Source organism: Massilia sp. YIM B02769 (assembly GCF_030411995.1).
GTDB lineage: Bacteria > Pseudomonadota > Gammaproteobacteria > Burkholderiales > Burkholderiaceae_D > Telluria.
Genome location: NZ_JASNRC010000003.1, coordinates 208,645 through 229,938 on the forward strand (window position 1 = coordinate 208,645; position 21,294 = coordinate 229,938).

A 21,294-nucleotide genomic window follows, 5' to 3' on the forward strand; every position below is an offset into this window, starting at 1 on the left:
AATCGGGCCATGCCGAATACCGCTTCCCAAGACAGCCCGCTGCTGATGGGTCTTGCCCCCGTCATCGCGCCCGGTACCCGCATCCTGATACTGGGCAGCTTCCCCGGCGCGGCCTCCCTCGCCGCCCAGCAGTACTACGCCCATCCGCGGAATCAATTCTGGAAACTGGTGGGCGCGCTGGTCGGCGAAGACCTGTATGCGCTGCCCTACAACGAGCGCTTGCCGCGCCTGCTGGCGCACCGCTTCGGGCTGTGGGATGTGCTGGCCGCCTGCGAGCGCGAAGGCAGCCTGGATTCCGCCATCCGCAAGCCCGCAGCCAACGACTTCGAGCGCCTGCACAAGCTGTGCCCGCAACTCGAAACGGTCGGCTTCAACGGCCAGGCATCGGGCAAGTTCGCTCCGCAGTTCGAGCAGGCCGGCTACCGCACCGTAGTGCTGCCATCGAGTTCGCCGGCGCACATGGCGATGACGTTCGAGCAGAAGTTGGAGACATGGCGAGGGCTGGTGGAAGCTCGTGAACCAGCAACGGCACCAGCCCCGCAATCGTCCCTGTTCTGATCAAGCCAGGTGAATCGAGATGCCTCGCCTCCTCGAAGTCCCTGGCTGAACCTTGCCCTTCAGGCTTCGATCTGGCTGCGCGCCACCTCGCACAAGGTCGCGAGCGGCAGCAGCACCAGCGCTACGGCGGCCATGAAGGCATTGCGTGTGCCGACCGCGATCACGAGGGCAGGCAGCCCGATCACGGTCTGGCCGCCATGCGTGAGCGAGAGCCGGAGACGCGTCGCTACCCGCTGCGGCTGGACCCGGGCGCCGGCCAGGCAGCGAGCGGCGTGCTCGGACAGCAGGACGAAAGGCCCTTCCAGCACAAACTGGCTGCGCTGCGCGAGCAACTGCCGGCTGGCCGTGGCGGTGGTGCCGACAATGGCGCGCCACGACCGCGCTTGCGGCATAGCAAGCGGCAGCACCGCATGCGCCCGCAGCTCGGTGCGTGGCGGGCAGTCCGCGGGCAGCCGGAAGTTCCATGCCAGCCCAACGCGCTTGAGCAGCACCAGCACCCACCAGCCCGGATCCCACTCGCCCGGATACAGCCCTAGCCTCGCCGAGCCGGGATAGGCGTGATGGTTGTTGTGCCAGGACTCGCCCATCGTCAGCAGCGAGGCCAGCGCCACGTTATGCCCCTGGACGGCCGCACCCTCGACGGTATGCGCCATGGCGCCATGGTTGTGGGCAAAGTAACCGATCAGCCAGTGCCCGGTCATGCCGGCCGCGATGCGCGCGCATACGCCCCAGACCAAGAACGCCCAGCCGCCGAAGGCATACAGCAGCAGGGCGGGCGGCAGCTGCTGCAGCACCCAGGTGCGATCCAAAAAGCGGTAGAAGCGGTCCTGGGCGATGTGCGCCGGCACGGCCAGCAGCGGCGGATGGTCGAGGCGCAGTTCGCAATGCAGCTGCCACCAGCCATCCTTCCAGAACGCGCTGCCATGACGCAGGTAAGGGTGGCAGTCGGGCTGGCGCTGGGCATGGTCGCGCAGGTCGTGCTGGGCCAGCAGGCCCAGCGGCCCGGACAACCCGACCTGCACGCCCATGTACACCAGCAGGTATTCCAGCCATTTGGGACAGGCGAAGCTGTCGTGGATGAGTTTGCGATGGCTGCCGAGCGAGTGCCCGAACAGCAGCACGGCGCCGGTCGCGGCCAGGAACAGGGCCAATGCGGCCCAGCTGAAGGTCAGCCAGCCGCCGACCAGCGCGACGCCGGCCATGGCGCTCCACCAGAGCGATTTCAGGGGAGACCAGACGATGCTGCCATTGACCACGTTACCGTTATTCGCATGCTGCATGCCGGGCTCCTTGTCGGTTCAGGCGGGTTTGCGTTTCCTGGCCAGTGCCTTCGATTCGCGCTTGAGCGGCGCGGCCGTCGGGCAGAGTTCGAACATGAAACCGGTGAGGTGATTCACCAGGCTTTCGGAATTGAGCGCGTAGTAGACGAACTGCCCGCGCCGCTCGCTTGTTACCAGCCCGGCGTTTTCCAGCACCGATAAATGGCGCGAGGTCGCCGGTGCGCTGATCGCGAGTTTTTCGGCCAGCTCGGACGTGGTCAGTTCGACATGCGAGAGCAGGGCCATGATCTTGCGGCGCGGCAGCGAGGCCAGGGCTTCGAAGGTCTTGTCCAGATGTGAGTTCATTATTTAATTAACTAATTTGTTAATCGAAATGTGCCTGCAGGCGCTTGCCGAGTCAAGTAAATCCTGTGGGGGCGCCAGCGCGGTTTCGCTATCCGTGCTACACTGCATGCAGTCGACAAGGTTCTGGTGACCTTGAAGGCCGCCCCCGACAGGCCCGCCATGCGAGACGTGTAACGCCGCAGGCGATGATGCCGGAAGGGGTTGTCAATCGAGATACGTTGGTCGAGTTACACAATGGAGCACCACGCAGATAGCGTGGGTATCCGGAGCGCCGCACCCTGCAGATAGCACGGGCTGGCGCACGATTCAATCTTCGGCGATACATTGAACGAAGCCCGCAGCAAGCGGGCTTTTTTTCCTTTTTCTTTCCTGCGCAGCCGCGGTCTGGCATGCGCCGCATCCCGACCCGCCGCGACGGCGGTTTATTCACCTCACTTCCGGTCCAGTCCCTGCGGGCACTGAACACCGACAGCATCGTTCATGGCGGCGTGGTATGCCGGCTCGCAGCTCTATCAAGGAAAACCATCATGGCAAAAGAAGAACTCATCGAAATGCAAGGTCTCGTGACCGACGTGCTGCCCGAAATGCGCTTCCGCGTCGACCTCGAGAACGGTCACCAGTTGATCGCCTACACCTCGGGCCGGATGAAGAAGAACCACATCCGCATCCTGGCGGGCGACAAGGTGACGCTGGAGATGTCGCCGTACGACCTGAACAAGGCGCGCATCGTGTTCCGTCACATCGAAACGCGCGGCACGCCGGCGCCGCGTCCAGGCGGCTTCCAGCGCCGCCGCTGATCCTTCAGCGACCCTGCGGCGGGCCGGCCAGGCTCGCGCGCAGGTGGCCCAGCTTGGCCGCATAGCGCTCGCGCGCGTCGATACGCGTACTCGTATCGCGCGCGAGCGCCAGTTCCTTCGCAGCCGTCTCCACTTCTCCCAAACCCAGGTATGCCACGCCGAGCCAGAAATGGAACTCGTCGTTGTAGGGCGCCCGCGCCACTTCGCGCGCGAACAGCGCTTTCGCTTCCCGCATGTCGCCGGCCTTGTAGGCGGCCATTCCCCGATCGAACCAGTGGTAGGGCGGGGCCGGATACAGGCGCTCGATGCGGCGCAGCAGCGCCTGCGCTTCCTCGTGCTTGCCGTTGCCGTCCAGTTCCTGTGCCAGGTTCTGCATCACCACCAGGCTGTCCGGATAGCGCGCCAGCGCGGCGCGGTAGACCCGCTCGGCCATCAGCGGCCGCTTGCTGCGCGCATACGTCACGGCCAGGGTGTTGTAGGCCTCCAGCGAGGAGGGCCGCTTCAGGATCGCCGCGCGCGCCCACCAGTAGGCATCGGCCGCGCGGCCGGCCATCAGTTCCTCGACCGCGCGGTTGTTCATGTAGAGGGCGACGATGTCCTCTTCGGCCAGCTCGGTGCTGGGCAGGCGCGCCGCCTCTTTCGAAGCCAGGAAGTCGATCACCAGCGGTTCGGCGTCGGTGCTGACGCTGAACGGGCCGGATGGGCGCGGCGCCAGCGCGATGTTGACGTGCGAGCTGACCAGGTAGAGCGAGCCGCTGCGGTTCCAGGTCTCCTCGGAGGCGACGCTGGCAAAGCGCACTTCCATCCCGAGCGCCCGCGCAAAGGCCGCCGTCATGATCACCAGCGACAGGCAGTTGCCCGAACGCGCGGCATAGGTATGGGCCGCGGTGCGGGTGACGCTGGCGTCGTAGTCGAGCTGCAGGTCGCTCTTGCTGTACAGGGCCGCGACCAGGCCGCGCGCGGCGCCCTTGTCGCGCAGCTTGGTCTTGAAGGCGGAACTGTCGAGATGCGCGCGCATCGGGGCGCTCAGCGCGAACAGGGTCGATGCGTCGACCGGGTTTGTTGGGGCAGGAAAGGCGCTGTCGTCGAACAGGGCCGCCAGCTCGGCCGTGGGCCGGGAGGGCGTGCTGGCGCAGCCGGAGAGCAAGGCCAGCAGCGGCAGATACCGCAGCAAAAGAAACCAGCTTTTCATCGCGCGCCTCCGGTGCCGACAGGACGAATCGAGTATCCGCCTGAACCGGGACGCTGTCAAAAATGCCTAGAGCCTATCCCAGTAGGCACGGGGAAGCGGATGGCGTTAGCATGGCAAGCGCGGGCAAGGCGTGAGGACGCCGCATGGCGAGCCATGCAAGGACGAGCAACGCCGCCCCCGCTTGTCAGGCGCGCCAGCAGCGACTCGGGCCTACTGGGATAGGCTCCTAGTGATCGTCGTGCAGCGCTTCTTCGAGTTCGTCGAGCAGTTCCGCCGTTTCGTCTTCGTCGAGCGAGAGATAGGCGCAGGCGCGTTCGCCACCCTTGTCCCATTCGACCGAACCGGCATGGCCCTGGTAGCGGCGGATCGCGCGGTCGGCCAGCAGCGACAGGGCCACCAGCGAGCGGATCGCGTCGTCCGTGCTCTCGTCTTCCAGCACCGGGTAGTCGTGGTGGTGCAGGATGGCCCAGGCCACCTCCGAGGACAGGCCCCAGTTGCGCGCCAGGAGCGAGCCGACCTGCGCGTGGCTGGTGCTGTGGCGTTCCTGTTCGATATCGGTAAACGCGCGCACCGGTTCAAGGCCGGCGTCCTGCAGCGTGGCCTCGTAGCCGGGGAAGCGTTCGATCAGCAGGGGCACGCCGGTGTCGCAGAACAGGCCGAAGGTGTGGGCGATGTCGGGCGCGCCGATGCGCAGGCGGCGCGACAGGAACATCATCGCGTACGAGCGCTTGGTCGAGACGTCCCAGAAGCTGGCCAGGGCCGGGTTGTTGGTCGGGATGGCCTGGCGCGCCAGCAGCCCGGTCATCAGGGCGGCGACCTGGTTGATGCCGAGGAAAAGGATGGCCTGCTCGATCGACTTGGCGCGGCGGCCGCCGAACAGCGAGGAATTGGCCAGTTTCAGCAGGGCGCCGGCCATGCCGACGTCGCGCGCGACGATGCGGCCGATGGCTTCCGGCGACGGGTCGCTGGAAGCGAGTTCGGCCTGCAGGTCGGCCAGCAGGCTGGGGCGGGGCGGGATGCGGATCGACTTGATCAACGCATCGACCGGGTCCGCCGCTGCGGGGGCAGGCGCCGCAGCGGCAGCGCGCACCGGCATTGCTTTTGCTGCAACTGTGCTCATGAGAAGATGATGCTTTCGGGAAATACCGCAAGATTGTCACTATAACCGAGGTTAGGTTTCGTTGCAGCAACAGGCTGCTGAATGTGGCAAAACAAACAGAGCGGTGTTGCGATCGTGCCTAGAATCGGCGCATGGACGCTATCCAACCCGTTTCATCTTCCATCTCGCAGCTTGCCGGGATCGACTTCATGGCGCCGGCCGAGCTGGTGGCGCGCCAGCTGATCGGCGTGACCGTGCTGGTGAACGGTGTCGGCGGCCGCATCGTCGAAACCGAAGCCTACGACCGCGAAGACCCGGCGTCGCACGCGTATTCCGGCCCCACGCCGCGCAACTTCGCCATGTTCGGCCCGCCGGCGCATGCCTATGTCTACCGTTCCTACGGCATCCACTGGTGCCTGAATTTCGTCTGCATGGAAGAAGGGCACGGCGCCGGGGTGCTGATCCGCGCCATCGAGCCTTTGGTTGGACTGGACATCATGCGTGAGCGGCGCGATGCCGATGATGTGCAGATGCTGTGCTCGGGCCCGGGCAAGCTGTGCCAGGCCCTGAACGTGACGCGCGACTTCAACGGCACGTCGCTGGCGGCGCCGCCCTTCGAGCTGCAGGCCGCGCCGCCGGGGCTGGAGGTAATCGCCGGCCCGCGCATCGGCATCTCGAAGGCGATGGACGTGCCCTGGCGCTTCGGGCTGGCCGGGTCGCGCTTCGTCAGCCGTCCGTTCCGCTGAGCCGGGACGTTTTTTCGCGCACCGGCTGACGCGTTTCGAGCAGGGCGCGCAGTGCACCCGCCCGCATCGGGCTGCCGGGCGCACGCCTGTCGAGCGGGTCGTGGAAGCCGGCCTGCTGCTGCGCTTCCCGCGGGCCCCCCTGTTCCAGCGTCTCGGCCTTGACTTCCGCCAGCGGCGCGATGCCGTCGATCTTGAAGATCGACACCGCCCGCGCCAGGTTCACGGTCTGCTCATGCAGGCTTTCCGCCGCCGCCGCCGCTTCTTCGACCAGGGCCGCGTTCTGCTGGGTCATGTCGTCCATCTGGCCCACGGCGCGGTTGACTTCGGCGATGCCGTCGGCCTGCTCGGTACTGGCGATGCTGATGCGGCCGATGATGTCGTTCACCTGCTGCACCGAAGCCACGATGTGGCCCATGCTGCTGCCGGCTTCTCCCACCGAGGCGCTGCCGCCGTCGATGATCGCCACCGAGTCCGCGATCAGCGCCTTGATCTCCTTGGCCGCCGCGGCCGAGCGCTGGGCCAGGGTGCGCACCTCCGAGGCCACCACCGCAAAGCCGCGACCCTGCTCGCCGGCGCGCGCCGCTTCCACCGCCGCGTTCAGGGCCAGGATATTCGTCTGGAAGGAGATGCCGTCGATGACGCCGATGATCTCGACGATCTTGCGCGAGCTGGCCTTGATCGATTCCATGGTCGTCACCGCGCGGTCGACGGCCTGGCCGCCGTCCGCTGCAAGGCGCGCCGCTTCGGCCGCCAGGTCGGTGGCCAGGCGCGCGTTATTCGCGTTGTCTTTCACGGCCACGGTCAGGGTTTCCATCGCGCTGGCGGTCTGTTCGAGCGAGCCGGCCTGCAGCTCGGTGCGGGTCGACAGATCCAGGTTGCCGGTGGCGATCTCTTTTGATGCGGTGTCGATCGAGCGCACCGAAGTCAGCACCGAGTGCAGGGTCGTGTTCAGGTTGGCGATGGTGTGGTCGAGTGCGCGCGAGGTATCCGCGATCTCGTCGCGCCCGTCGCTGCCCACGCCCGCCGAGAGGCGGCCTTCGGCCAGTTCGGCCACCACATCGGAGATCTTGCGGATATCGGCCAGCATGGCGCGCCGCACCAGCATGGTCACCACCAGCGACAGCGCGATCGACAGCACCACCAGCACCGCCATCGTCACGCCCAGGGTCTTGAACTCGGCGCCGGCGGCGGCGTAGGCGCGTTCGCTGAGCGTGGTTTCCAGCGCGGCCAGTTGCGCGAGCTGGGTGTTCAGCACGCCGAATTCCTTTTCCGCCTTTTGCATCGAGTTGGTGGCGATCGACTGGTCGACCTGGGCCATCTCGATGGTCTCCAGCACCGCCTTGCGGTAGGCGGCCAGCGCCGCGCTGGAGGCGTCGATCAGCTTGCGTTCCTCGGGATTGGCGACTTTCGCCAGCGCCGCCAGCTGGGTGCCGATGCTCGTGTGCTTCTTGTGGATGTCGGCGATCAGGGCGTCGAGCCGGTTCTTGGCAAAGCTGCCGCTGACCCAGGCCAGCAATTGATAGATGTTGGCGTGCGCGTACTTGGCGTCGCCGGCGACGTCGGCCGCATCCTGCAGGCGCGCCGCGCGTACCTGCACCATGTTTTCCAGCGAAGCATGCTGGCGCACCATGCCATAGTAGGCGGCGCCCGAGAGCAGCGTCAGCAGCACCAGCACCAGTCCCGGCGCCAGCAGCAGCTTCGGCCCGATCCGCAGTTTCTTCAACATGGTCAACCTCCCGAACAAAAGAAAAGGGCGGCCGCAGCCGCCCGGTACCGCCATCGCTTATTTTTTATAGATGCCCGCTTCCAGCACGACGTCGTCGACGCGCAGGATGTAGGTGGTCTTCGGCTCGATCTTGCCGGAGGTCGGGTTCTTGTACTGGTAGTCGACCCAGCCCTTGCCCTTGGCGGCGGCCAGCTCGATGATCTCGCGGCGGTATTTCTTGCCGTTCGCATCGGGCACGTCGGTCAGGTCCTTGCCGACGATCGACGGGTTGTACGGGTGGGCCAGCACGATGCCGGTCTTGATGTCGCGCATGTCGACATACAGTTCGCCCTGGACGAAGTCCGGGTCCTTGGCGTTGATCTTTTTCATCATCTCGGCCTTGCCCTTGGCTTTCATCAGGGCGGCGCCGCGTTCGGCCATGGCGATGGCGTCTTTTTCGGTCGGTTCGTTGGCCAGCGCGCCGGAGCAAACAAGTCCGAAGCACAGGGCAGTAGCAGTGGCGAGCAGCTTCATGGTGCATGTCCTTTCAGAGTGGTGCGATAGGTAAAACTTTCTTAGGTGCATTAAGGAATGTACGCGGCACTTCCTATAGGCAATTTGCGAATGCGCAAAGGGTGACGCCCGGTGTCGCGTCGGCGGCATTTGTCTTGCCGCATGGAATATGTTCTCTAGGGAAATCTTGTCTAGCTGAGTTGATCGTAGGCAATTCAAATTGCATGGGGGATTTTTAAGATGGCTTTCTGCCGTCAACTTCTTCTTTCAAGAATTGGCGGCTGCCCTCCACCCATCTTTCCTTTCCAGGAGCATGCCGTGAGCACCCTTGATTCGACGCCAGCCAAATTCAAACCCTATACGCGCCAGACCATCGCCCTTGCGCGTCAGTGGCAATGGATGAGCCCCGACCTGCAGGAAGCGGTCCAGGTGGTCTCGCACGTGCTGCCGTTTCGCGTGAACGAATATGTGCTCGACCAGCTGATCGACTGGGACAGGATTCCCGACGACCCGATCTTCCGCCTGACCTTCCCGCACCGCGACATGCTGCCGGCGCGCGAGTACGAACAGCTGCGCGACCTGGTGCTGTACAAGAAGGACAACGACGCCATCGCCAAACTCGTGCACCAGATCCGCATGCGCATGAACCCGCACCCGGCCGGCCAGATGACCCACAACGTGCCGCGCGTGAACGATGCGCCTTTGAAGGGCCTGCAGCACAAGTACAAGGAAACGGTTCTGTTCTTCCCGAGCTCGGGCCAGACCTGCCATGCCTACTGCACCTTCTGTTTCCGCTGGCCGCAGTTCGTCGGCATGGACGAGATGAAGTTCGACGCGCGCGAGTGCACGGAACTGGTGTCCTACCTGGCGACACATCCTGACGTCACCGACGTGCTGATCACCGGCGGCGACCCGATGATCATGAATACCCGTTCGCTGGCCGAGTTCCTGGAGCCGCTGCTGGCGCCGGAGCTGGCCCACATCCAGAACATCCGCATCGGCACCAAGTCGGTGGCCTACTGGCCGCAGCGCTATGTGTCGGACAAGGATTCCGACGACCTGATGCGCCTGTTCGAGCGCGTGGTCAAGGCCGGCAAGAACCTGGCCATCATGGGCCACTACAACCACGCCGTGGAGCTGCGCAACCCCATCGCGCAGCAGGCCGTGAAGCGCATCGTCGGCACCGGCGCCACGCTGCGCATGCAGGGGCCGCTGATCCGCCACATCAACGAAGACCCGAAGAGCTGGGCCGAGCTCTGGACCACCGGCGTGCGCCTGGGCGCCATCCCGTACTACATGTTCGTCGAACGCGACACCGGCCCGAGCGACTACTTCGCGCTGCCCCTCGCGCGCGCCCACGAAATCTTCCAGGCCGCGTATTCGATGGTCTCGGGCCTGTCGCGCACCGTGCGCGGGCCGTCGATGAGCGCCTTCCCGGGCAAGGTCGTGATCGACGGCGTGGTGACGATCAACGGCGAAAAGCTGTTCGCCCTGCAGTTCCTGCAGGCGCGTAATCCGGAGTGGGTGCGCAAGCCCTTCTTTGCCAGGTACGATCCGGATGCCACCTGGCTCGATCACCTGAAGCCCGCCTTTGGCCGAAAAAAATTCTTCTTCGAGGACGAAATGGGCAACGCCGATTTCGGCCGGCGACCAGCGCCGCAAGGCGCTGACGGGCGCGTGATCCCGATCGTGCAGGCGCGCAGTCACGATGGCCGCGCCAGCGACAGCCAGCCCAGCGCGGCATAAGCTTCGCCGCCATGGGAGGCATCCAGAACCCGCCACGCCTGTCCGGCGTGGCGGTTTTTTTCACCGTGTTCCTGCCGTTCGCACTCGGGCACTACCTGTCCTCGATGCTGCGCAACGTGAACGCGGTGCTGGCGCCGGATCTGCTCAAGAGCCTGGCGCTCACGCCCGGCGAACTGGGCTTGCTCACCAGCGCCTTCTTCTTCGCCTTCGCCCTGGTGCAGCTGCCGGTCGGGATCGCGCTCGACCGCTACGGTCCGCGCAAGGTGCAACTGGCGCTGATGCTGTTCGCCGCCCTGGGTGCGCTGCTGTTCGCGCGCGGCCACAGCTTCGGGCAACTGGTGCTGGCGCGCGCCATCCTCGGCTGCGGCCTGGGCGGCTGCTTCATGTCGGCGGTAAAGGCGCTGTCGACCTGGATCGCGCCGCATAAACTGCCGTCGGTGCATGGCTACCTGATCGCGGTCGGCGGACTCGGTGCGGCGTCCTCCACCATGCCGGTACGCCTGGCGCTGGAATACACCGACTGGCGCGGCCTGTTCCTGGCGCTGGCGGCGCTGGTTGCCGTCAGCGGCGCGGCGATCTGGCTGCTGGCCCCAGGCAGCAGCAAACCGGCGGGGACGAAAGTGCCGGTGCTGCAATCGCTGCGCGAGGTGTATCGCACACCAAGCTTTCGCAGCACGATCTCGCTGGTGCTGATTCCGCATGCGGTGTTCTTCGGCATCCAGGGCCTGTGGATCGGGCGCTGGCTGAGCGACGTGGCGCACTTTCCGGACGACGCGGTGGCCTACCTGCTCTACATGAGCATGGCCGCCGTGATCTTCGGCGCGATCGCGGTGGGCATGATCACCGAGTGGGCGGGCAAGCGCGGCGTCACGCCGATAGGGGTGGCGGGTATCGGTATCGGATTGTTCGTGCTGGTGCAGGCCGCCTTTGTGGTGGGGTATGCGCCGAGCTTCCAGCTGCTGTCGGTGCTGTTCACGCTGGTAGGCACGATCACCGGCATCGAATATGCGATCGTCGCCCAGAGCATGCCGCGCGAACTCACCGGACGTGCCGCCACCTGCCTGAACCTGTTGATCTTCGTCGGGGCGTTTCTGGTGCAGGCGGGCTTCGGGCTGGTGGTGGGCTTGTGGACGCCGGATGCGGGCGGCCATTATCCGGCGCTGGCTTACCGGGTGGCGTTCGGGGTGCTGGTGCTGTTGCAGCTGCCCGGGCTGCTGGCCTGGCTGCGGCGCGGGCGTGCGGCATCCGTGCCGGCGCCGGCGGTGGAGGAGGCGCATCGGCCGGCCTGATGGATATCGGACGGAATGGTGTTGGCCACCTTGCTACAATCGGCTACGCCCTTCCGTCCGACTCCAGGAGACTTCCATGCGCCGTCCTTCGCTCAGCATCCTTGCCACCGCCGCGCTGCTGGTCCTTGCCGGCTGCGGCGACAAATCCACCCTGGCGGCAGGCGCCGGCGTCGGCCCCGCGCCGCAGCTGCCGGCGCCGAAGTCCAGCCTGATCCCCACCGTCGACATCGCACCCGCAAAGGGCTGGCCGGAAGGCGGCAAGCCGCAGGCGGCGCAGGGGCTGGAAGTGCAGGCCCTGGCGCGCGGCCTGGACCATCCGCGCTGGTTGTACGTGCTGCCGAACGGCGACGTGCTGGTGGCGGAATCGAACAAGCCGCAAACGTCCGAGACCAAACAGTCGGGCGTGCGTGCCTGGGTGATGGGCAAGGTCATGGCGAAAGCAGGGGCAGGCGTGCCGAGTGCCGACCGCATCACGCTGCTGCGCGACCTCGATGGCGACGGCGTGGCCGAGACCCGCAGCGTTTTCCTGAAGAACCTGCATTCGCCCTTCGGCATGGCGCTGGTGGGCGATCAGCTATACGTGGCGAATGCCGACGCCATCGTGCGCTTCCCGTACCGGCAGGGTGCGACCGAGATCACGGACGCACCGCAGACATTGGCGCCGCTGCCGGCCGGGCTGAATCATCACTGGACCAAGAACATCCTCGCCAGCCGCGACGGCGGCAAGCTGTACGCCACGGTCGGCTCGAACAGCAACGTCGGCGAGAATGGCCTGGAGATCGAGGTCAACCGCGCGGCCATTTTGGAGGTGGACGTCAAGACCGGCGCCACGCGGCTGTTCGCGTCCGGCCTGCGCAATCCGAACGGGATGGCCTGGGAACCGCAGAGCGGCGCCTTGTGGACCGTGGTGAACGAGCGCGACGAGATCGGCAGCGACCTGGTGCCGGATTACCTGACTTCGGTGCAGGAAGGTGGGTTCTATGGCTGGCCGTACAGCTATTATGGCCAGCATGTGGACACGCGCGTGCAGCCGCCGCGTCCGGACATGGTGGCGAAAGCCATCGTGCCGGATTACGCGCTGGGCGCGCACGTGGCGGCCCTGGGGCTGACGTTTGCGCAAGGGGCGCAGCTGGGGCCGGCGTATGCCAGCGGCGCCTTCATTGGGCAGCATGGGTCGTGGAACCGCAAGCCGCTGTCGGGGTACAAGGTGGTGTATGTGCCGTTCGCGAATGGGAAGCCGAACGGGATGCCGGTGGAGATTTTGAGCGGGTTCGTGAGCTCGGAGGGCGATGCCTACGGGCGGCCGGTGGGTGTGGCGATCGACAAGCGGGGAGCCTTGCTGGTGGCGGACGATGTGGGGAATGTGGTGTGGAGAGTTCGTCCAGCGTCGCGTTAAGTATCGCGACCGAAGAGCAGTCGTTGTGCTTCCCGTATGGTGGGCACCCCGTGCCCACGCGGAAATTCGCGCGGTGTTGGCCGTATTGCGGCCGTGCGTGTTGTCCATCGCCGGCGTCACGAATGATCATTTGGAAGCGCTTACAACGGTACGGCTTGATCGACCGGAATACAGTCAACACCATGCGTACATTCGCGTGGGCACAGCGTGCCCACCGTACGGTCGAGGCCATGGGCTCCGCTTACTTGCAGCCCTCCACCAACCACAGCGGCACCGACGTCCAGATAATCCCCACGAACGACAACAGCGCCGAACCCGCCGCCGCCCAATCCAGCAACGCCGTCTTCTCGTCCGCCCGCTGCAAGGTCGCGCGCCACTTCCACGTCAGCCACCCGCACACCGCCAGCGCCAGCGCCGTCATCGCCACCAGCGGCCAGCGTTGCGGATACCCCGGCTCGTACCCCAGCGGACTGCACTGCGCCGCCACGAACACATAGCAGGCGGCGAAGTGCGCCGCCCACACCAGCAGCGGCAAGGTCCCGCGCATCAGCTTCCTGAAAAATCGTTCGCGCATCGTCAATCCATCAGCATGGGCACGCCATGCACCACCACCGCCGCCACGATCCCCTGCAGCACGGTGTAGTACACGATCAGCGCCGTGTTATCCAGCGTCGCCCGGTGCTGTTCGCCGATGCGTCCGCACCAGCCGCGCACGGCGAGATAAAGGCCGACCAGCACCACCAGCACCACGTGCAAACCCTGGTAGGTCAGCATCGCCGCGATGGTCGCGCTCCAGGCCAGGCGGCGCGGCGCCAGGCCGGCCAGCTGGTAGCCATGGAAATCGCAGGCAAACGCGGCGACCACGGCCAGCACGGCCGCCAGCGCCAGCCAGGGCAGGCGCCGCTTGCCCACCGAGCGCGTGGCCGCGAAGACCAGGCCGGCCGCCGCAAGCAGCAAGCCGCTCGACAGCAGCTGCCACACCGGCTCCGGCAAGCCGGCCGTCGGCGGCGGGCAGACGATCAGGCGCATCGAGATGTGGATGTAGGCGAACACCAGCGAAGCGAAGATGATGCCATCGACGATCAGCATGATGATGGTCGCCCACCACGAGTGCGAGTTCTTGCCGCGCGCGCCGACCGGCAGCACCAGGTCGTCCGAGACGTGCGCTTCCTTCACCGGCGGCTTGCCGTCGGATTCCCACAGCCACGCCATGGTGCAGCCGATGGCCACCAGGCCGCAGGTCCAGGCCAGCCAGGTCAGCTTCACGGTCAGCAGCAGGAAGAAGCCGGCGGTGCCGGCGGCGGCGGCCAGGGGCAGCCAGCTGTCGCCGGGCAGGATCATCAGGTAGGTTGGGCGGGCGCCGATCGGGCTGGTGGCGATGGTCTCGCGCTTGCCGGTGACGGTACCGGGCAGGTAGTGCTGGCCTGCTTCCACCTGCTCGGACAAATTCGGCTGCTCCCACAGCGGATCGGCCGAGGTGATGAGCGGGATGCTGCGCGTGGCGTAGTCTTCCGACGGCAGCCATTCCAGCGTGGACGCGTTCCACGGATTGCCGGGTGGTTTTGAGGGCCGGCGCTGGGTGCGGACCAGGTCGGCCGCGAACACCAGCACGCCCGCCGCGAAGACAAAGGCGCCGATTGTGGACACCATGTTCAGCACCTGCCACTCCATCTCGGCCGGATAGGTGTACACGCGGCGCGGCATGCCCAGCAAACCGGTGATGTGCATCGGGAAGAAGGCGAGGTTAAAGCCGCCGAACATCAGCCAGAAGGACCAGCGCGCGACGCGCTCGGACAAACACTGGCCCTTGATCAGCGGGACCCAGTAATACAGGCCGGCGAACACCGGGAACACCATCCCGCCGATCAGCACGTAGTGGAAGTGGGCGACGATGAAATAGGTGTCGTGCACCTGCCAGTCGAAGGGCAGCAGGGCCACCATCACGCCGGTCAGCCCGCCGAGGACGAAGATGAACATGAAGCCGCCCAGGAACAGGGCCGGCGCGTTCATCCGCACCTTGCCCTTCCAGAGTGTGGCGATCCAGGCGAACACCTGGATCGCGGTGGGAATCGCCACTGCCATGCTGGCTGCCGAAACAAAACTCATCGTCATGATGCCCAGGCCCGCCGTGAACATGTGGTGGGCCCACAGCGCGAAGCTGAAGAAGCAGACCACCACCAGCGCCACGATGATGGCGCGGCGCCCGACCAGCGCGGTGCCGGCAATCGTCGGGATCATGGTCGAGACCATGCCGGCCGCCGGCAGGAAGATGATGTAGACCTCGGGGTGGCCGAAGAACCAGAACAGATGCTGCCACAGCACCGGGTCGCCGCCGCGCGTGGCATCGAAGAAGGGCCACTCGAAGGCGCGCTCGAGTTCCAGCAGGGCGGTGCCGGCGATCACCGCCGGGAAGGCGAACACGATCATGATGCCGACCACCAGCATGGCCCAGGCATACACCGGCATGCGCGACAGGGTCATGCCCGGCGCGCGCGTGAACAGGATGCCGACGATCAGTTCGATGGCGCCGGCAATCGCGGAGATCTCGATGAAGCCGATCCCGAGCAGCCAGAAGTCGGCATTCAGCCCCGGCGAATACTGTTTACCAGTAAGCGGCGGGTACATGAACCAGCCGCCGTCCGGCGCCAGGCCGGCGAACAGGGTGCAGAAGAAGGCCAGGCCGCCGATCGCATACGCCCAGAAGGCATAGGCCGACAGGCGCGGAAAGGGCAGGTCGCGCGCGCCCAGCATGTTCGGCAGCAGGTAGACGGCCAGCGCTTCCACGATGGGAATCGCGAACAGGAACATCATCACGCTGCCGTGCATGGTGAAGACCTGGTTGTAGGTCGAGGGCGAGAGCAGGTCGTTGTCGGGCACGGCCAGCTGGGCGCGCATCAACAGGCCCAGCACCCCGGCCAGCAGGAAGAACAGCAGGGCGGTGCCGATGTAGAGCAGGCCGATATTCGTGTTGTTGACGGTGGTGAGGAAACGCCAGCCCTTGGGCGTGACCCAGGTCTTTTCCAGGCGAGGGAATTCCTCCGCCGGCCGCGGCAGGGAACTGGGGAGGCGTACTGCGGTGTCGGTCATTTCAGGTGTTCCAGGTAGGCCGCGAGGGCGTGCAGGGTCTCGCCATCGAGGTCGGCGGCGGCCGGCATGCGGGCGCCGGGCTTGATCGACTGCGGATCGGCCACCCAGCCGGCCAGCGCGCCGCGGTGGTTGCGCAGGGTGCCGGCGGCGATGTGCAGGCGGCTGCCGACGTGGGTCAGGTCGGGGCCGAGTCGGACATTGCCGTTCCCGCTTTCACCGCCGACGCCGCGCACCGTGTGGCAGGCCTGGCAGCGCTGTGCGAGGAAGGCCGCGCGACCGCGTTCCAGCAGCTGTTCGTCCGGCGCACCGGCGGTCGTGGCGGCGGGCCGGGCTTCGTTCGCCAGCCAGCGGTCGAATGCATCCGGCGCCATCGCCACCACGTGCAGGGCCATGCGCGCATGCTGCTCGCCGCAATATTCGGCGCACTGGGCGCGGTAGACGCCGGGCTTGTCGGCCTGGATGGTGAGCCCCGTCACGCGTCCCGGGACGGTATCCATCTTGCCGTTCAGGGCCGGAATCCACAGGCTATGGATCACGTCGCTGGACGTGAGGCCCAGGTAGACCGGACGCCCCACGGGAATGCGGATCTCGTTGGCGCTGGTGATCTCGCGCCCGCTGGCCGGATCGTGGTAGCGCACTTCCCACCACCACATCTTGGCGGTCACGCCGACCGTGAAGGCGCCTTTCGAGGTTTGCGGCGTGAGCTCGGCGCTGCGCCAGGTGCTCCACACCAGCAGGATGCTCAGCACCACCACCGGGAAGGCAAAGCCGGCGCCGACGATCCAGCGGCGCGGGTTGACCGGCTCCGGACGGCGCCGCGCGGCGATCACCATCAGGGCCATCACGCCGGCAAAGATCACGGCGCCGCCGATGAACAGCACCCAGGCGAAGTCGGCGATGATGGACGCGTCCGGCCCGGCCGGATGCAGGACCGATTGCGCGGTCGCGCTCGATTCGATGGCCATGGCGGTGCTCATTCCAGCGTGTACAGGTAGGCCGCCATGTGGCGCGCTTCCTCGGGCGAGACACCCACGTCCGGCATCAGGGTGCCGGGCTTCATGGCTTGCGGGTTATCGAGCCAGCGGATCAGGTTCTCGGGAACGTTCGGGATGCCGCCGGCGATGTAGCTCTTGTGTCCGAAGGCCACCAGGGGCGGGCCGGCATTGCCGTGCGCGCCGGGCACTTCCGGTATCTGGTGGCAGGCCGCGCACTGGTATTGCGCGATCAGTTGCTGGCCCTGTTTCGGATCGCCGCCGGCGACTGCCGGTGCGGCCGCCTCGTCCTTGCCGCAGCCGGCCAGCGCGAGCGTACACAGCAACACACCGGGCAGCCTGGGCCAACATCGGGAGATCGGGAAAGAAGAAAGAAGGAGCATGCGCACAATTCGAAATAACGAAAAACCGGGGTCTCTTTATAATACAAGAATAGCAATATCTTATTTTCAACTGTGTGCGCCTCTTGAAACGGAATCGATGCCTTCCAACCGCCAACGCCTGATCCTGAAAACCATCGCCGCCACGCTTGCCGTTACCGGGCTCGCCGCCGCTGCCATCGGCGGGATCGTGCTGCGCGCCGGCTGGTACGACATCACCGCCATCAGCTCGCACTGGCAGCCGGTGTACACGGTGCTGGAGACCGGCATGCATTACTCGGTGCGCCATTACGCGCGCGACGTCGAGGTGCCGAAGCTTGGCGACCCGCAGCAGATCAAGCGCGGCGCGGCCCTGTATGCCGCCAATTGCGCCCAGTGCCATGGCGGCCCTGGATTTGCCCAGTCGCCGATCGGGCAAAGCATGCAGCCGGTGCCCGGCCCCCTGATCGACGCCGGCAAACGCTGGGGCCAGCGCGAGCTGTACTGGATCACACGCAAGGGCATCAAGATGAGCGGCATGCCCGCCTGGGAATACCACATGAGCGAAGCCGATACCTGGGCGGTGGTGACCTTCATGGGCGTGCTGCCGACCCTGTCGGCGCGCGACTATGGCGCCGTCACGAATACCCCGACCAACACGGCCACGCCGGTCGCCGCGCCGATGGCGGAGGATGCGCCATGAGCCGCTTCCTTCTCCTGACCCTGCCGCTGGTGCTGCTGGCCGGCTGCGGCAAACCGAACGACGCGCCGGCCGGTCTGCAGGGCGACCCCGAACGTGGCCGCGTCGCGCTGGCCCAGCATGCCTGCCGCGCCTGTCACATCATCCCCGGCGTGACCGGCTCCGAGGTCTACGTCGGCCGCACGCTCGACGACCTGGGCGACCGCCAGTACATCGGCGGCAACCTGCCGAATAACCAGGCCAACCTGGTGCGCTGGATCCGCGCGCCGCAAACGATCGACCCCGGCACCGCGATGCCGGCCATGGGCGTGAGCGAGCGCGAAGCCCTCGACATGAGCGCCTACCTGCTGACCTTGAAAAAGTAAGGCTGTTATCATTCGCCCTTTGGTCCGATGCCATGGTGGCGCGGACGCACGACACAGGATAAGACGATGAGATTGGTGCGCTATGGCCGTCCGGGCAAGGAAAAACCGGGTTTGTTCGACGAAGAAGGGCGCCTGCGCGACCTGTCCGGCGTGATCGAGGACATCGACGCCGCCGTATTGAACGACAAGGCGCTGCGCAAGCTGGCCAAGGTCGACTGGAAGACCCTGCCGCTGGTACGCGGCAATCCGCGCCTGGGCGTGCCGGTCGCGCGCGTCGGCAAGTTCATCGGCGTGGGCATGAACTACGCCGACCACGCGGCCGAAACCGGCGCCGCGGTGCCAAAGGAACCGGTGTTCTTCACCAAGGCCACCAGCTGCCTGAACGGCCCGGACGATGCGATCCAGCTGCCGAAGGGCTCGAAGAAGACCGACTGGGAAGTCGAGCTGGGCGTCGTCATCGGCACGCGCGCGCAGTACGTGAGCGAGGAAGAGGCGCTGAAGTTCGTGGCCGGTTATTGCGTGGTGAACGACGTCACCGAGCGCGCCTACCAGTTCGAGATGGGTTCGCAGTGGGATAAAGGTAAAGGTTGCGACACCTTCGGGCCGGTAGGGCCTTTCCTGGTCACGCGCGACGAGGTGTTCGACGTGCAGGACCTGGACCTCTACCTGGAATTGAACGGCAAGCGCATGCAGACCGGGAATACCGCCAACATGGTGTTCACGGTGGCCCAGCTGGTGAGCTATATCTCGCGTTTCATGACGCTGGAGCCGGGCGACATCATCACCACCGGCACGCCGCCGGGCGTGGGGATGGGACGCACGCCGCAGCGCTTCCTCAAGAAGGGCGATACGCTGCGCCTGGGGATTGCGGGGCTGGGTGAGCAGCAGGCGGAAGTGGTGGCGTTTCCGAAATAAAGGATAGCGCGCGCGATGGCCTGCGGCCATGACCGTACGGTGGGCACTCCGTGCCCACGCGGATGCATGCGTCGCGGCTGCTCATTTCGACGCGGATCAAATGATCATCGGCCAACGTTTATAAGAGCGTCTCGTTAGCGCGTCGTTCCGCGTGGGCACGGAGTGCCCACCGTACGGGAGACGTTATCGCCTGATCACGCCACCAGCGCCGCATCCAAGGCTTCCGCCAGCCGCGCCACGATCTCCGACAGATCCGACGCGCTCACAATGAACGGCGGCGCCAGCAAGATGTGATCCCCGCGCTGCCCATCGACCGTCCCACCCATCGGATACACCATCAGCCCGCGCGCCATCGCCTCGTTCTTGATCGCCGCATGCAGCCGCCGCTGCGGCGCGAACGGCTCTTTCGACACCCGATCCCTGACCAGCTCGATCCCCACGAACAACCCGCGCCCGCGAATATCCCCCACATGCGGATGCTGCCCGAACACGTCGCCCAGCATGCGCTTGAGGGTGGCCCCGCGCCGCTGCACCTGCTGCAGCAAGCCGTCGCGCTCGATCACTTCCTGCACCGCCAGCGCCGCCGCCGCCGCCACCGGATGGCCGATATACGTGTGCCCATGCAAAAAGCTGCCGCTGCCGCGCCGCAGCCGCTCGACGATCGCGCCCTGCGCCAGCACCGCGCCGATCGGCTGGTAACCCGCCCCGAGTCCCTTGGCCACCGCGATGATGTCCGGCGCCACCCCATCCTGCTCGATCGCGAACATGGTCCCGGTGCGCCCCATCCCGCACATCACCTCGTCGGCGATGAACAGGATGCCGTGGCGGTCGCAGATGGCGCGCACGCCGCGGAAGTAGCCGGGCGTCGGCGGAATCGCGCCGCCGGTGGCGCCGACCACCGGTTCGGCGACAAAGGCGATCACCTTGTCCGGCCCGGCCTTCATGATCGCCGTTTCGAGTTCGTCGAGCAGGCCGGCGGTGTAGTCGTCCAGCGTTTGCCGCTCGCCGCGGTCGCGGTATTCGTAGCAGGGCGCCACGCGCGGCACGTCCATCAGCAGCGGCGCGAAAGGCTTGCGGCGCCATTCGTTGCCGCCCACCGCCAGCGCGCCGAGCGTGTTCCCGTGGTAGCTCTGGCGCCGTGCGATGAACACGCTGCGCTCGGATTCGCCGCTTTCGACGAAGTACTGGCGCGCCAGCTTCAGCGCCGTCTCCATCGCCTCCGACCCGCCCGAGACCAGGTAGACCGAATCGATGCCGGCCGGCGCCTTCGACACCAGTTTCGCCGCCAGTTCCTCGGCCACCTCGGTGGTGAAGAAGGCCGTGTGGGCGTAGGCGCAGGCATCGATCTGGCGGTGCATGGCCGCGATCACGTGCGGGTGGCCGTGGCCGAGCGAAGACACGGCCGCGCCGCCGCTGGCGTCGATGTATGTCTTGCCGCTGCTGTCGCGCACGGTCACGCCGCTGGCGCTAACGGCCAGCGGCGGCGTCTGGCGCAGGCTGCGGTGGATGATATGGCTCATGGCTACCCCTTCGAGGAAAGATTGACGTTTGACAATAAGCGCCGTGCCAACGGTTTCCTTTGATCTTTACGGGAAGCTGTGCGAATATTTTTCTCAATAGACATTTTTGCTACGCCTGCCATGAGCGACCGCCTGCGCCCGATTCCGCCCGATCAGCTGACCGAAGCCCAGCGCCGCGCCGCCCAGGCCGTGATCGAGGGGCCGCGCGGTGCCCTCTACGGCCCCTTCGTACCGCTGCTGCGCAGCCCCGAATTATTGGAAAACGCCCAGCGCATGGGCGAATACCTGCGCTACCGCAGCGCCATCGGCGTGCGCCTGTCGGAACTGGCGATCCTGGTCACGGCGCGCCAGTGGAACCAGCGGGTGGAGTGGGCGATCCACGCGCCGATCGCGGCCCAGGTGGGCATTCCGCCGAATGTGATCAACGCCATTGCGCACCGGCGCCGGCCGGAAGGCATGCTGGTCGACGAATCGGTGGTGCACGACTTCTGCCTCGAACTGCACCAGAACAAAGGGGTCTCGGACCACACCTATGGCGAGGCGCTGGCGCTGTTCGGCGAGCAGGGCGTGGTGGATTTGATGGGCCTGACCGGCTACTACACCTTCCTGGCGATGGTGATGAACACCGCGCAGACCGAGGTGCCGGTGTCGAGCGCGGCGGCGCTGCCGGAGTGATGGTAGGTGTTGACG

21 protein-coding genes are annotated in these 21,294 nt (G+C 66.2%); 10 read left to right on the forward strand and 11 right to left on the reverse strand.

The window, feature by feature from the left end; translation table 11 throughout:
- Positions 1-9 precede the first annotated feature (9 nt).
- A complete protein-coding gene (locus QPK31_RS06040) occupies positions 10-558 on the forward strand; it encodes a DNA-deoxyinosine glycosylase (RefSeq protein WP_313176659.1) in 549 nt (182 codons plus the stop codon).
- 59 nt (positions 559-617) lie between these two features.
- On the opposite strand, the gene QPK31_RS06045 is transcribed toward QPK31_RS06040, so the two are convergent.
- Both QPK31_RS06045 and QPK31_RS06050 read right to left on the reverse strand, forming a co-directional pair.
- Entirely contained in the window at positions 618-1,838 is a 1,221-nt protein-coding gene (locus QPK31_RS06045) for an acyl-CoA desaturase (RefSeq protein ID WP_290422042.1), read from the reverse strand.
- A gap of 18 nt (positions 1,839-1,856) precedes the next feature.
- On the reverse strand, positions 1,857-2,183 hold the full coding sequence (locus QPK31_RS06050) for a helix-turn-helix transcriptional regulator (RefSeq protein WP_290422043.1): 327 nt from the start codon (positions 2,181-2,183) through the stop codon (positions 1,857-1,859).
- Positions 2,184-2,710: 527 nt separating this feature from the next.
- On the opposite strand from QPK31_RS06050, the gene infA reads away from it, so the two are divergent.
- Positions 2,711-2,980 (forward strand): translation initiation factor IF-1, encoded by a 270-nt coding sequence (gene infA, locus QPK31_RS06055; RefSeq protein WP_290422044.1) that lies wholly within the window; start codon positions 2,711-2,713, stop codon positions 2,978-2,980.
- Between the two features lie 4 nt (positions 2,981-2,984).
- Here infA and QPK31_RS06060 read toward each other — a convergent pair whose 3' ends face one another.
- The gene (locus tag QPK31_RS06060) at positions 2,985-4,172 is read right to left on the reverse strand and encodes a tetratricopeptide repeat protein (RefSeq protein WP_290422045.1); all 1,188 of its coding nucleotides are present in this window, start codon (positions 4,170-4,172) and stop codon (positions 2,985-2,987) included.
- Positions 4,173-4,398: 226 nt separating this feature from the next.
- On the reverse strand, positions 4,399-5,292 hold the full coding sequence (locus QPK31_RS06065) for an HDOD domain-containing protein (protein ID WP_374045782.1): 894 nt from the start codon (positions 5,290-5,292) through the stop codon (positions 4,399-4,401).
- Positions 5,293-5,423: 131 nt separating this feature from the next.
- Here QPK31_RS06065 and QPK31_RS06070 point away from each other — a divergent pair, with 131 nt between their 5' ends.
- Positions 5,424-6,017: a DNA-3-methyladenine glycosylase gene (locus QPK31_RS06070; RefSeq protein WP_290422046.1), complete on the forward strand. Its 594-nt coding sequence runs from the start codon at positions 5,424-5,426 to the stop codon at positions 6,015-6,017.
- Here QPK31_RS06070 and QPK31_RS06075 read toward each other — a convergent pair.
- Both QPK31_RS06075 and QPK31_RS06080 read right to left on the reverse strand, forming a co-directional pair.
- A complete protein-coding gene (locus QPK31_RS06075) occupies positions 5,998-7,743 on the reverse strand; it encodes a methyl-accepting chemotaxis protein (protein WP_290422047.1) in 1,746 nt (581 codons plus the stop codon). The two genes, QPK31_RS06070 and QPK31_RS06075, sit on opposite strands and share 20 nt — an antisense overlap.
- Before the next feature lie 57 nt (positions 7,744-7,800).
- On the reverse strand, positions 7,801-8,256 hold the full coding sequence (locus QPK31_RS06080; RefSeq protein ID WP_290422048.1) for a cache domain-containing protein: 456 nt from the start codon (positions 8,254-8,256) through the stop codon (positions 7,801-7,803).
- A 297-nt stretch (positions 8,257-8,553) separates the two neighbouring features.
- Here QPK31_RS06080 and QPK31_RS06085 point away from each other — a divergent pair, with 297 nt between their 5' ends.
- The 3 genes from QPK31_RS06085 to QPK31_RS06095 all read left to right on the forward strand — a co-directional run bounded on the left by QPK31_RS06085 (position 8,554) and on the right by QPK31_RS06095 (position 12,666).
- A complete protein-coding gene (locus QPK31_RS06085) occupies positions 8,554-9,981 on the forward strand; it encodes a lysine 2,3-aminomutase (RefSeq protein ID WP_290422049.1) in 1,428 nt (475 codons plus the stop codon).
- Positions 9,982-9,992: 11 nt separating this feature from the next.
- Positions 9,993-11,270, forward strand: coding sequence for a nitrate/nitrite transporter (locus QPK31_RS06090; protein ID WP_290422050.1), 1,278 nt, complete (start codon positions 9,993-9,995; stop codon positions 11,268-11,270).
- 76 nt (positions 11,271-11,346) lie between these two features.
- A complete protein-coding gene (locus tag QPK31_RS06095; RefSeq protein ID WP_290422051.1) occupies positions 11,347-12,666 on the forward strand; it encodes a sorbosone dehydrogenase family protein in 1,320 nt (439 codons plus the stop codon).
- A gap of 241 nt (positions 12,667-12,907) precedes the next feature.
- On the opposite strand, the gene QPK31_RS06100 is transcribed toward QPK31_RS06095, so the two are convergent.
- From QPK31_RS06100 to QPK31_RS06115, 4 genes are read right to left on the reverse strand one after another with little or no spacing between them, the layout of a single operon-like run.
- Complete coding sequence (locus QPK31_RS06100) at positions 12,908-13,240, reverse strand: hypothetical protein (protein ID WP_290422052.1); 333 nt, start codon at positions 13,238-13,240, stop codon at positions 12,908-12,910.
- 2 nt (positions 13,241-13,242) lie between these two features.
- Positions 13,243-15,753, reverse strand: a complete 2,511-nt coding sequence (gene ctaD, locus QPK31_RS06105) for a cytochrome c oxidase subunit I (RefSeq protein WP_290422053.1) — start codon at positions 15,751-15,753, stop codon at positions 13,243-13,245.
- Positions 15,750-16,718, reverse strand: coding sequence for a cytochrome c oxidase subunit II (gene coxB / locus QPK31_RS06110; protein ID WP_290422054.1), 969 nt, complete (start codon positions 16,716-16,718; stop codon positions 15,750-15,752). Before coxB ends, ctaD begins: the two co-directional genes overlap by 4 nt.
- Positions 16,719-16,726: 8 nt before the next feature.
- Positions 16,727-17,071 (reverse strand): c-type cytochrome, encoded by a 345-nt coding sequence (locus QPK31_RS06115; RefSeq protein ID WP_308633691.1) that lies wholly within the window; start codon positions 17,069-17,071, stop codon positions 16,727-16,729.
- Positions 17,072-17,225: 154 nt separating this feature from the next.
- Here QPK31_RS06115 and QPK31_RS06120 point away from each other — a divergent pair, with 154 nt between their 5' ends.
- The 3 genes from QPK31_RS06120 (at position 17,226) to QPK31_RS06130 (ending at position 19,084) form a co-directional block, all read left to right on the forward strand.
- Positions 17,226-17,807 carry a cytochrome c gene (locus QPK31_RS06120; protein ID WP_290422056.1) on the forward strand — a complete coding sequence of 194 codons (582 nt, stop codon included), beginning with the start codon at positions 17,226-17,228 and terminating at the stop codon, positions 17,805-17,807.
- Positions 17,804-18,169, forward strand: coding sequence for a cytochrome c family protein (locus QPK31_RS06125; RefSeq protein ID WP_290422057.1), 366 nt, complete (start codon positions 17,804-17,806; stop codon positions 18,167-18,169). Before QPK31_RS06120 ends, QPK31_RS06125 begins: the two co-directional genes overlap by 4 nt.
- Positions 18,170-18,235: 66 nt before the next feature.
- The gene (locus QPK31_RS06130; RefSeq protein ID WP_290422058.1) at positions 18,236-19,084 is read left to right on the forward strand and encodes a fumarylacetoacetate hydrolase family protein; all 849 of its coding nucleotides are present in this window, start codon (positions 18,236-18,238) and stop codon (positions 19,082-19,084) included.
- A 194-nt stretch (positions 19,085-19,278) separates the two neighbouring features.
- Here QPK31_RS06130 and QPK31_RS06135 read toward each other — a convergent pair whose 3' ends face one another.
- Positions 19,279-20,604 (reverse strand): aspartate aminotransferase family protein, encoded by a 1,326-nt coding sequence (locus tag QPK31_RS06135; protein WP_290422059.1) that lies wholly within the window; start codon positions 20,602-20,604, stop codon positions 19,279-19,281.
- Positions 20,605-20,724: 120 nt separating this feature from the next.
- On the opposite strand from QPK31_RS06135, the gene QPK31_RS06140 reads away from it, so the two are divergent.
- Complete coding sequence (locus tag QPK31_RS06140) at positions 20,725-21,279, forward strand: carboxymuconolactone decarboxylase family protein (protein WP_290422060.1); 555 nt, start codon at positions 20,725-20,727, stop codon at positions 21,277-21,279.
- Positions 21,280-21,294: the final 15 nt, after the last annotated feature.

What these genes read in the sequence shown, in the direction of transcription:
- QPK31_RS06040 (WP_313176659.1), top strand. Translation starts at nt 10, where the DNA reads ATGCCGAATACCGCTTCCCAAGACAGCCCGCTGCTGATGGGTCTTGCC.
- QPK31_RS06045 (WP_290422042.1), bottom strand. Translation starts at nt 1,838, where the DNA reads ATGCAGCATGCGAATAACGGTAACGTGGTCAATGGCAGCATCGTCTGG.
- QPK31_RS06050 (WP_290422043.1), bottom strand. Translation starts at nt 2,183, where the DNA reads ATGAACTCACATCTGGACAAGACCTTCGAAGCCCTGGCCTCGCTGCCG.
- infA (WP_290422044.1), top strand. Translation starts at nt 2,711, where the DNA reads ATGGCAAAAGAAGAACTCATCGAAATGCAAGGTCTCGTGACCGACGTG.
- QPK31_RS06060 (WP_290422045.1), bottom strand. Translation starts at nt 4,172, where the DNA reads ATGAAAAGCTGGTTTCTTTTGCTGCGGTATCTGCCGCTGCTGGCCTTG.
- QPK31_RS06065 (WP_374045782.1), bottom strand. Translation starts at nt 5,292, where the DNA reads ATGAGCACAGTTGCAGCAAAAGCAATGCCGGTGCGCGCTGCCGCTGCG.
- QPK31_RS06070 (WP_290422046.1), top strand. Translation starts at nt 5,424, where the DNA reads ATGGACGCTATCCAACCCGTTTCATCTTCCATCTCGCAGCTTGCCGGG.
- QPK31_RS06075 (WP_290422047.1), bottom strand. Translation starts at nt 7,743, where the DNA reads ATGTTGAAGAAACTGCGGATCGGGCCGAAGCTGCTGCTGGCGCCGGGA.
- QPK31_RS06080 (WP_290422048.1), bottom strand. Translation starts at nt 8,256, where the DNA reads ATGAAGCTGCTCGCCACTGCTACTGCCCTGTGCTTCGGACTTGTTTGC.
- QPK31_RS06090 (WP_290422050.1), top strand. Translation starts at nt 9,993, where the DNA reads ATGGGAGGCATCCAGAACCCGCCACGCCTGTCCGGCGTGGCGGTTTTT.
- QPK31_RS06095 (WP_290422051.1), top strand. Translation starts at nt 11,347, where the DNA reads ATGCGCCGTCCTTCGCTCAGCATCCTTGCCACCGCCGCGCTGCTGGTC.
- QPK31_RS06100 (WP_290422052.1), bottom strand. Translation starts at nt 13,240, where the DNA reads ATGCGCGAACGATTTTTCAGGAAGCTGATGCGCGGGACCTTGCCGCTG.
- ctaD (WP_290422053.1), bottom strand. Translation starts at nt 15,753, where the DNA reads ATGACCGACACCGCAGTACGCCTCCCCAGTTCCCTGCCGCGGCCGGCG.
- coxB (WP_290422054.1), bottom strand. Translation starts at nt 16,718, where the DNA reads ATGGCCATCGAATCGAGCGCGACCGCGCAATCGGTCCTGCATCCGGCC.
- QPK31_RS06120 (WP_290422056.1), top strand. Translation starts at nt 17,226, where the DNA reads ATGCCTTCCAACCGCCAACGCCTGATCCTGAAAACCATCGCCGCCACG.
- QPK31_RS06125 (WP_290422057.1), top strand. Translation starts at nt 17,804, where the DNA reads ATGAGCCGCTTCCTTCTCCTGACCCTGCCGCTGGTGCTGCTGGCCGGC.
- QPK31_RS06130 (WP_290422058.1), top strand. Translation starts at nt 18,236, where the DNA reads ATGAGATTGGTGCGCTATGGCCGTCCGGGCAAGGAAAAACCGGGTTTG.
- QPK31_RS06135 (WP_290422059.1), bottom strand. Translation starts at nt 20,604, where the DNA reads ATGAGCCATATCATCCACCGCAGCCTGCGCCAGACGCCGCCGCTGGCC.
- QPK31_RS06140 (WP_290422060.1), top strand. Translation starts at nt 20,725, where the DNA reads ATGAGCGACCGCCTGCGCCCGATTCCGCCCGATCAGCTGACCGAAGCC.